This window comes from Priestia sp. MDV22-iso46 (assembly GCF_058629175.1).
Window position 1 is genome coordinate 147,013 of the sequence record NZ_JBZVWT010000006.1, and the last position, 8,977, is coordinate 155,989.

Below are 8,977 nucleotides of genomic sequence, written 5' to 3' on the forward strand. Positions count from 1 at the left end.
GCGAATAGCCGGCTAACATAGATGGAAATTAACTTATATAAGAGAAAATAAAAAGAAAAACAAGGTTTATTATTGGAGCTGAGAATATGAAGTGCCCATCCTGTCATTACAATGGAACGAGAGTGCTGGACTCGCGCCCTGTAGAAGAAGGCCGCTCTATTCGTAGAAGACGTGAATGCGAAGAGTGTCACTATCGTTTTACAACTTTTGAGAAAGTAGAAGAACTTCCGTTAATTGTTGTAAAAAAAGATGGAGCGAGAGAAGAGTTCAGCAAAGACAAAATCCTTCGAGGGTTAATTAAGGCGTGTGAAAAACGCCAAGTAAGCTTAAAACAATTAGAAGATACCGTACACGATATTGAAACAGAGCTGCGCAGTCAGGGTACATCAGAGGTGCAGTCAGATGTGGTAGGAGAAATGGTGATGGAGCGATTAGCTGCTATCGATGAAGTCTCTTATGTTCGATTTGCTTCTGTATACCGACAATTTAAAGACATCAATGTATTTATTGATGAATTAAAAGATTTAATTAAGAAGGAACGACTGTAAAAGAGCTATTGAAGTATTCTTTAGGCTCTTTTTTTGTCATTTCTATTACTTTAAAAGTAGGTAGGGAACGACATGAAAGAACAACATTGGAAAGAAATGATACCGGTCGATCGTTATGTTGTTCGTTCGAACGGCATACTGCAGGAATACGACCGAAAGATTTTAACCATGCTCTATCAGCCGTTGGTGGGTACAACGTGCTTTGGTCTGTATATGACGCTATGGAGCGAGCTGGAACAAGATCGTTTATGGGGGAAAGAGTCTACGCATCATCATCTAATGTCAATGATGCAAATTAATTTGAAAGCTATTTACCATGAGCGGTTAAAATTAGAAGGCATTGGTTTGTTAAAAACATATATTAAGGAAGAAGATGATGTTCGTGTGTTCATTTATGAGCTCATTCCTCCTCTTACGCCCCATCAGTTTTTTAACGATGGCGTGTTAAATGTATATTTATATAACCGACTCGGAAAATCTATCTTTCAAAAAGTAAAAAATTATTTTTCTGATTCACTCGTCGATGACCAATCGTTCACAGATGTGACGCATTCATTTAACGATGTATTTAAATCAGTTAAAGCAACAGAGCTGGCTCCAAGTTTTCAGTCTGAAAGCAAGGATGTATTTTCTCCTGATGCTCAAACGGACTTTGTGGATTCCTCCAAACGCGCTTCTATTGAGATGAGCCCGGATTCCTTTGATTTTGATTTATTTTTAGCAGGTCTAACAGATTCAATGATTTCGAAAAGGTCTATTACATCTAAAGTAAAACAAGCGATTGAAAAGCTAGCCTTTTTATACGGTATCGATCCTCTTCAAATGAAAAACGTGGTGCTCGATTCGCTAAATGAGAACGATCAAGTTGATATTGAATTGCTTAGAAAAGCGGCACAGTCCTTTTACCAATTTGAAAATGGAGAAGCACTTCCAAATCTAAGCGAACAAATTCAGCCGCCTATGCTTCGTACTATGCAGGAAAAGCAGCCGCAGACAAAGGAAGAGCAGCTCATTCAACAGCTTGAAGTGACTTCTCCTCGACAGCTTTTGATCGAGTTTTCCGGGGGAGCAGAGCCTTCAAAAGCAGATTTGCAAATGATCGAAGAAGTGATGTTTAACCAAAAGCTTTCACCAGGGGTAGTAAATGTTCTTATTTACTATGTTATGCTAAGATCCGATATGAAATTATCTAAGAGCTATGTAGAGAAAATTGCTGGACACTGGGCGCGCAAAAAGGTACAAACTGTTCAAGATGCCATGAATTTAGCTAAAAATGAACAGAAAGAATATCAGAATTGGACCGAAGCAAAGCAAAATAAAAAAACGGCTGGACGAAAAATTGTGCGTAAAGAAATGGTGCCAGAGTGGCTGAGTGATGAAGAAAAAGAAGAGAAAAAGCAGCCTTCAAAAGAAGTGGACGGATTTGAAGAAGAAAAACGAAAGCTACAAGAAGAGCTCAAGCAGTTAGATCAAGAGCTAAAACAAAAGCATAAAGAATAAAAAGCAGGTATGATAGAGGTGAGGTGAAAAAGATGAAGCCTATCAATGATTCACTAAATCAGTTAGTGAACAAAAAGGATTTTAAAGCACGCTTAGAAGCATTAAGAAACAGTATCCTGTCTAATCCCGAAGTTAAAACATTTTTGCAAGAGCATCGCCATGAGTTAGATGAGCAAATGGTCGACCGAGGTCTGATGAAGATGCATGAATTTATCGACCAAAGCAAATGCTGTGACAAGTGTCCTTCTTTGCAAAGCTGCGTCAACATGGTGAAAGGATACCACCCTCAGCTGGTTGTAAAAGGCCGTAATATTGATTTACAGTATGAACGCTGTCCTAGAAAAGTACAAGAAGATGAGCGAAAAGAACAAGAATCTTTTATTCAGTGTATGTACGTGCCTAAAGAAATTTTACAGGCAACAATGTCTGATATTGAAATTGAGCAGGGAAGATTTGAAGCCATTAAACTAGTAAGAGATTTTGTGCGAGAATATGAGCCAAATAAGAAAATGAAAGCTTTATATTTACACGGTTCGTTTGGTGTGGGGAAAACGTATTTTCTTGGAGCAATTGCCAATGCGTTAGCCGAAAAGAAAGTGAAATCTACCATTCTGTATGTCCCGGAGTTTTTGCGTGAGTTAAAAGGTTCGTTTCAAGATCAAAGTTTCAATGAGAAAATAGAGTATGTCAAAAAAGTACCGGTTCTTATGCTTGATGATCTCGGAGCAGAATCCGTAACGAGCTGGATGCGAGACGATGTGCTCGGAACCATTTTACAATTCCGTATGCTCGAAAATTTGCCGACATTTTTCAGCTCGAATTTAAATTTTAAAGAGCTTCAACATCATTTGACTTATACCCAAAGAGGCGAGCAGGAAGAGCTCAAAGCCGCTCGTGTCATGGAACGAATTAAGTCTCTAGCCATTCCTGTTGAAATGAATGGAGAGAATAAACGAAATAGATGAGCAGGTCGTTTTACATTTCTTGTAACGACTTGCTCATTTTTTTGCATGTTGCCCCATATACATTAATAAAGCGTGTCCAAAGGGGGGCTATGAGGAATGAAAATATTCTTTAAATATGTAGAAGACGCAGTCGTTGTATATGAGTCTTTATGCGCGAAGCGAAGCGCTTTATCATATGGTTCACAGTGCTTGAAGCTGGTGAATAATCAGCTTTTAGTCATTGATGAGACATACAATAGAGAGGCCGTTTTACAAGACATGGTGATACCGGTATTAACCCACGTAATTTTAAAAAAGAAAGAAAAAAAGATGATGGTAAACATATTAAAAGAACAATTTTTCTATTCAGAAGAGGAAGAGCAAGATTTGCTGCTTCAAATTATGGGGGGGATTATGGAAGGAGAGAGAGGCGAAATTCCGCAAAAAACATTTTCTCTTCCAAGAGAATTACTTATCCGCCAGGCTCTTCAAGACTTCTTCATTCATAATGTAACATTCACCTTTGAGTCTTTTCTCCAATTCCGCTTAAAAGAATATCAAGAGCGGCTGCGCTATTATGCCGAGCTGGCGATTGATGAATATAAGCTTGAACAAGACTATCAAATTCTTATTCATCAGCTGCGTCAAGCAGCTAATGAAAGACAGTTATCTACAGGCGATGTGTATGTAATGCACTTGAATAAAAACAAGTTTGTGTTGTACGACCACAATAGTAGATATGTTCCTGAACGTGAATGTGCAGCTCTAGCAGAGGCCTTTTTATCTGAACAAGAATCATTATACATAGACTCAACTATTATCGCGCCTTTGCTAAGTTTATCTCCAGCTGCTATTCATCTGTATAGCGACCAGCATGATCATGATTTTGTTTATACCATTCAAAATATCTTCCAAGAAAAAGTTATGTTATACGAGAAAAATGAATTTCCGTTTGATCAAAAGCAAAATATAACGTGAAAGGTTGATTTCTATTTTGAAAATGAATATAATAAATGCATATTGAAAAACAGCTATATGTTACAAGTTATGATGAGGACATGAGTGTATATTTACGGTTTGTAGAGAGGGAGATCCAGGCTGAAAATCTCCTAACACGGAATATATTCTTACCACCTCTAAACTTCAGTAGTAAACGAGCAGAGCCTCTAGTAATTACTGACGGAATTTCCGTTATAAAACCTCGAGCCGCTTCGGGTTCTTTGGGTTATCCAAGATACGAAGAGGAAACAAGGGTGGTACCGCGTGTATACACAACTCGTCCCTTTTGATAAGGGACGAGTTTTTTGTTTTTACAAAAAGTTTATTCAGTTATGTTAAAGGAGTGGAAAGTTGTGTCAGAAGTAATCAAAATGACATTTCCTGATGGAGCTGTTAAAGAGTATTCAAAAGGATCATCAACAGAAGATATTGCGGCTTCTATTAGCCCGGGATTAAAGAAGAAAGCATTAGCAGGCAAAGTAAACGGCGAGCTGCTGGATTTACGTACGCCAATTGAACAAGATGGCAGTCTTGAAATCATTACGCAAGATGCTCCTGAAGCGCTTGAAATTATGCGTCACAGTACAGCGCATTTAATGGCTCAAGCAATCAAACGTTTGTACAAAGATACAAAAGTACAGCTAGGTGTAGGGCCAGTTATCGAAAACGGTTTTTACTATGACATCGATATGGAAGAATCAATTACTCCTGAAGATTTAGGTAAAATTGAAAAAGAAATGAAAAAAATCGTTAATTCAAATATTGAAATTGAACGAAAAGAAGTTTCTCGTGAAGAAGCCATTCAACTTTTTAAAGAAGTTGGCGATGAACTAAAGCTTGAATTGATCGATGCGATTCCAGCAGGTGAAAAGGTTACGATTTACCAACAAGGCGAATTCTTTGACCTTTGCCGAGGCGTGCACGTGCCGTCAACAGGCAAAATTAAAGAATTTAAACTATTAAGCGTGGCGGGTGCTTATTGGCGCGGAGACAGCGATAATCAAATGCTGCAGCGTATTTACGGTACAGCATTCTTTACAAAAGCAGATTTAGACGAGCATCTTCGTCTTCTTGAAGAAGCAAAAGAACGTGACCACCGTAAACTTGGTAAAGAGCTAAACTTATTTACAAATTCTCAAAAAGTAGGACAAGGTCTGCCTTTATGGCTTCCAAAAGGTGCGACGATCCGCCGTATTATCGAGCGTTATATCGTAGATAAAGAAGTAAGCCTTGGTTATCAGCACGTTTACACTCCAGTGCTCGGAAGTGTAGAACTTTACAAAACGTCTGGTCACTGGGAGCACTACCAAGATGACATGTTCCCTGCAATGGAAATGGATAACGAAGACCTGGTTCTTCGTCCGATGAACTGTCCTCATCACATGATGGTTTACAAACAAGGTATTCACAGCTATCGCGAGCTTCCAATCCGTATTGCTGAGCTTGGAACGATGCACCGCTACGAAATGTCAGGAGCATTATCAGGACTTCAGCGTGTTCGAGGCATGACACTAAATGATGCGCATATCTTTGTACGTCCCGACCAAATCAAAGAAGAATTTATTCGTGTAGTTCGCTTAGTTGAAGCGGTTTATAAAGATTTTGGATTTGAAAATTATTCATTCCGTCTATCTTACCGTGACCCTGCAGATACAGAAAAATACTTTGATGATGATGCAATGTGGGAAAAAGCACAAAGCATGTTAAAAGACGCGATGGATGAGCTTGACCTTGATTATTATGAAGCTGAAGGAGAAGCGGCATTCTACGGTCCAAAACTAGACGTTCAAGTTAAAACAGCTCTTGGTAAAGAAGAGACGCTATCTACGGTTCAATTGGATTTCTTACTTCCTGAACGATTTGATTTAACGTATGTAGGAGAAGACGGAAAACAACATCGACCGGTTGTTATTCACCGCGGCGTGGTGTCAACAATGGAACGTTTTGTAGCTTTCTTAATCGAAGAATACAAAGGAGCTTTCCCAACGTGGTTAGCACCTGTACAAGTTCAAGTGATTCCGGTATCACCTACCGTTCACCTTGAGTATGCAAAAGAAGTGCAAGAACAGCTTCAGCTGGCGGGTATTCGTGTGGAACTTGATTCTCGCGATGAGAAAATCGGCTATAAAATCCGTGAGGCTCAAATGCAAAAAATTCCTTATATGCTTGTTGTAGGGGATAAAGAAGTAGAGGATAAAGCAGTAAACGTACGTAAATACGGTGAGCAGAATTCAGAAACAGTGGACTTCCAAGCCTTTTTACAAAATGTAAAAGCAGAAGCATCTCGCTAATGAAAAAAGCAGAGAATTGAAATTCTCTGCTTTTTTATGCAACATTTATAAAAAACTGTTGCATAAATGTTTTTCCTTTGATACAATAATTTTTGTTGTGAAAAAAGAACGAAATCATTGACTTTTGTCTTTGTTGATACTATAATAGCTTAAGTAATTGAATACTTGTTTATACAGAAGAAGAAGCACCCGCTTCTCACCTGAGTGACGCATAGAGCAGTTAGCAGGTACATCGTATCTTAATTAAAACGATAGAAGTGTGGGTGCAGTATGTACTCACACTTTTTTGTGTGAGTTAATAATCGGTCTAAGCAAGCGTATTCGCTCATTAAACCTTGGAGGTGGCTACTTATTAGCAAGGACATGATGGTAAACGAGGGCATTCGAGCTCGCGAAGTTCGTCTAATTGATCAAAACGGTGAACAATTAGGAATTAAATCAAAAAATGAAGCATTAGAAATTGCTTCACGAGTAAATCTTGACTTAGTAATGGTTGCTGCAAATGCGAAACCGCCGGTATGTCGTATTATGGACTACGGTAAATTCCGCTATGAGCAACAACGTAAAGAAAGAGAAGCTCGTAAAAACCAAAAAGTTGTAAACTTAAAAGAAGTTCGTTTAAGTCCAACAATTGATGAACATGATTTTAACACTAAACTTCGTAACGCACGCAAGTTCCTTGAAAAAGGTGACAAAGTGAAAGCGTCTATTCGCTTTAAAGGTCGTGCCATTACTCATAAAGGGATTGGCCAAAAAGTACTTGAACGTTTTTCACAAGCTTGCGAAGATGTAAGTTCAGTTGAATCGGCTCCTAAAATGGAAGGCCGCAGCATGTTCTTAGTCTTGGCACCTAAAAACGAAAAGTAATAGAACGAGGAGGAACACCCCATGCCAAAAATGAAAACACATCGTGGCGCTGCAAAGCGTTTCAAAAAGACTGGAAGCGGTAAATTAAAACGTGCTCGTGCTTACACAAGCCATTTATTCGCTAACAAATCTACAAAACAAAAGCGTAAATTACGTAAAGGTTCTTTAGTAAGCAAAGGTGACTTCAAACGTATCCGTCACTTATTAGATAACATTAAGTAATTTGGGTTGAGATAGAAACAATACAGGAGGTAAACAATTATGCCACGCGTAAAAGGCGGTACAGTAACACGCAAACGTCGTAAAAAAGTTTTAAAATTAGCTAAAGGTTTCTTCGGTTCGAAGCATAGATTATATAAAGTTGCTAATCAGCAAGTTATGAAATCTCACATGTATGCTTATCGTGACCGTCGTCAGAAAAAACGTGACTTCCGTAAATTATGGATCACACGTATTAATGCAGCTGCTCGTATGAACGGTCTTTCTTACAGCCGTTTAATGCACGGTTTAAAATTAGCAGGTATTGAAGTTAACCGCAAAATGCTTGCTGACTTAGCTGTAGCTGATGAAAAAGCATTTGCTGAATTAGCAACTGCTGCTAAAAAAGGCTTAGATAAGTAATGAATATAAAGTCTCGTCATCTTTAGATGATGAGGCTTTTTTGCTATCGGAGGACATATCATGAATGAACTGCTGCTTACCTATTTTATTGTTATTAATATAGTAGGGGTAGGAATGATGTATAGAGATAAACAAAAAGCGAAAAGACATGAGTGGAGAATTGCCGAAAGCACACTGTGGACGGTAGCTGCTATCGGAGGAGCTCTTGGAGGACTGATTGGTATGTATTGCTATCGTCATAAAACGAAGCACACATCGTTTACAGTAGGTTTTCCTATTCTTGCTGCTCTTGATTTACTTTTCTTTTTTGTTATCAGCTGAGCACAAATGATTTTGTGCTCAGTGTAAAAATTCTCGAACGGGGCTTTTCCAGCGAATAGGAGCATTTGGATACATGTCGTGTACGTGGCTTTCCAGCAGCTTGAAATCTTGTTTTTGCAGTTCATGTAATCGAGCTGGATCTGTTAACACCATTGTAATTGACAAAGATTCTGGTTCATTGGGATTGCTGTATTTTTCTCCTTCAAATAAAATACCTTTATACGTTAGTAGAAAATTTTTGCGGATATTCGTTTTTTCATCAACGACAAAAAATTGCTGATGTTCCTGAGCTGATACAAGCTTCCGCTTTGGACTGCGAAAATGCTGAACCAGCTTTAATAGTGTGTAAGCAACAAGCGCGAAAATGAACACGCGAACGATAACAATAACAAACATAACGCTCCCTCCTTTACAAGGCACAGTTTTCTTACTTTACGTTCGAGTCTCTAAAAAGTTTCATGATTTTTGATATAATTTCTTTATTGGTTTAAAAAGAAGAAGATATACATAATTACAGGAGTGATTACATTGAATTTACAACAGCTATTTACCATGCAGCGCCAGCTGGATCAGCATATAGAGGATAAGCATGAGCTTCATAAGGAAGATTTGATTCCGAGAAAGCTTTTAGCACTGCTTGTCGAAATGGGAGAACTGGCAAACGAAACGCGCTGCTTCAAATTTTGGAGCGTCAAACCTCCGGCTGAAGACGCTGTTATTTTAGAAGAATTTGTGGACGGCGTACATTTTATCCTTTCTTTAGGGATTGAAAAAGGATACGATGATTTAACTGAATTACCAAATGCAAAAGCAAGTGATTCAAAAACAGCACAATTTTTACAGGTATTTGCACAAGTTGCTGCTTTCGAGCAGGATCAGTCGAAAG

At 38.5% G+C, this 8,977-nt stretch carries 11 protein-coding genes and 2 other annotated features; of the genes, 10 read left to right on the forward strand and 1 reads right to left on the reverse strand.

From position 1 onward, the window contains the following. Positions 1–86 precede the first annotated feature (86 nt). The 9 genes from nrdR (at position 87) to AC4NPH_RS24235 (ending at position 8,091) form a co-directional block, all read left to right on the forward strand. Positions 87–548: a transcriptional regulator NrdR gene (nrdR, locus tag AC4NPH_RS24195; RefSeq protein ID WP_013059432.1), complete on the forward strand. Its 462-nt coding sequence runs from the start codon at positions 87–89 to the stop codon at positions 546–548. A gap of 72 nt (positions 549–620) precedes the next feature. Continuing rightward, positions 621–2,048 (forward strand): replication initiation and membrane attachment family protein, encoded by a 1,428-nt coding sequence (locus tag AC4NPH_RS24200; protein ID WP_013059431.1) that lies wholly within the window; start codon positions 621–623, stop codon positions 2,046–2,048. A gap of 32 nt (positions 2,049–2,080) precedes the next feature. Next, positions 2,081–3,013 carry a primosomal protein DnaI gene (dnaI, locus tag AC4NPH_RS24205; protein ID WP_013059430.1) on the forward strand — a complete coding sequence of 311 codons (933 nt, stop codon included), beginning with the start codon at positions 2,081–2,083 and terminating at the stop codon, positions 3,011–3,013. A gap of 96 nt (positions 3,014–3,109) precedes the next feature. After that, positions 3,110–3,970 carry a sporulation protein YtxC gene (gene ytxC, locus AC4NPH_RS24210; RefSeq protein WP_013059429.1) on the forward strand — a complete coding sequence of 287 codons (861 nt, stop codon included), beginning with the start codon at positions 3,110–3,112 and terminating at the stop codon, positions 3,968–3,970. Between the two features lie 60 nt (positions 3,971–4,030). Further along, positions 4,031–4,279 (forward strand) — a binding site (T-box leader). A gap of 44 nt (positions 4,280–4,323) precedes the next feature. Further along, a complete protein-coding gene (thrS, locus tag AC4NPH_RS24215) occupies positions 4,324–6,282 on the forward strand; it encodes a threonine--tRNA ligase (protein ID WP_194719240.1) in 1,959 nt (652 codons plus the stop codon). A 171-nt stretch (positions 6,283–6,453) separates the two neighbouring features. Continuing rightward, positions 6,454–6,576, forward strand: a sequence feature (ribosomal protein L20 leader region). Between the two features lie 69 nt (positions 6,577–6,645). Then, positions 6,646–7,149: a translation initiation factor IF-3 gene (infC, locus tag AC4NPH_RS24220; protein ID WP_013059427.1), complete on the forward strand. Its 504-nt coding sequence runs from the start codon at positions 6,646–6,648 to the stop codon at positions 7,147–7,149. Between the two features lie 21 nt (positions 7,150–7,170). Further along, positions 7,171–7,371 carry a 50S ribosomal protein L35 gene (rpmI, locus tag AC4NPH_RS24225; RefSeq protein ID WP_013059426.1) on the forward strand — a complete coding sequence of 67 codons (201 nt, stop codon included), beginning with the start codon at positions 7,171–7,173 and terminating at the stop codon, positions 7,369–7,371. 39 nt (positions 7,372–7,410) lie between these two features. Next, a complete protein-coding gene (gene rplT, locus AC4NPH_RS24230) occupies positions 7,411–7,770 on the forward strand; it encodes a 50S ribosomal protein L20 (protein WP_013059425.1) in 360 nt (119 codons plus the stop codon). A gap of 60 nt (positions 7,771–7,830) precedes the next feature. Continuing rightward, complete coding sequence (locus tag AC4NPH_RS24235; RefSeq protein WP_013059424.1) at positions 7,831–8,091, forward strand: DUF1294 domain-containing protein; 261 nt, start codon at positions 7,831–7,833, stop codon at positions 8,089–8,091. An 18-nt stretch (positions 8,092–8,109) separates the two neighbouring features. Here the strand turns inward: AC4NPH_RS24235 and AC4NPH_RS24240 are convergent, their stop codons facing one another. Beyond that, the gene (locus AC4NPH_RS24240) at positions 8,110–8,487 is read right to left on the reverse strand and encodes a hypothetical protein (protein WP_063672753.1); all 378 of its coding nucleotides are present in this window, start codon (positions 8,485–8,487) and stop codon (positions 8,110–8,112) included. Between the two features lie 132 nt (positions 8,488–8,619). On the opposite strand from AC4NPH_RS24240, the gene AC4NPH_RS24245 reads away from it, so the two are divergent. Next, positions 8,620–8,977 (forward strand): dUTP diphosphatase (locus AC4NPH_RS24245; protein ID WP_491939027.1); only part of this gene is annotated, 358 nt, incomplete at its 3' end.

Bases quoted from the DNA above. Each gene is read 5' to 3' on its own strand.
- nrdR (WP_013059432.1), top strand. From the start codon at position 87: ATGAAGTGCCCATCCTGTCATTACAATGGAACGAGAGTGCTGGACTCG.
- AC4NPH_RS24200 (WP_013059431.1), top strand. From the start codon at position 621: ATGAAAGAACAACATTGGAAAGAAATGATACCGGTCGATCGTTATGTT.
- dnaI (WP_013059430.1), top strand. From the start codon at position 2,081: ATGAAGCCTATCAATGATTCACTAAATCAGTTAGTGAACAAAAAGGAT.
- ytxC (WP_013059429.1), top strand. From the start codon at position 3,110: ATGAAAATATTCTTTAAATATGTAGAAGACGCAGTCGTTGTATATGAG.
- thrS (WP_194719240.1), top strand. From the start codon at position 4,324: ATGTTAAAGGAGTGGAAAGTTGTGTCAGAAGTAATCAAAATGACATTT.
- infC (WP_013059427.1), top strand. From the start codon at position 6,646: ATGATGGTAAACGAGGGCATTCGAGCTCGCGAAGTTCGTCTAATTGAT.
- rpmI (WP_013059426.1), top strand. From the start codon at position 7,171: ATGCCAAAAATGAAAACACATCGTGGCGCTGCAAAGCGTTTCAAAAAG.
- rplT (WP_013059425.1), top strand. From the start codon at position 7,411: ATGCCACGCGTAAAAGGCGGTACAGTAACACGCAAACGTCGTAAAAAA.
- AC4NPH_RS24235 (WP_013059424.1), top strand. From the start codon at position 7,831: ATGAATGAACTGCTGCTTACCTATTTTATTGTTATTAATATAGTAGGG.
- AC4NPH_RS24240 (WP_063672753.1), bottom strand. From the start codon at position 8,487: ATGTTTGTTATTGTTATCGTTCGCGTGTTCATTTTCGCGCTTGTTGCT.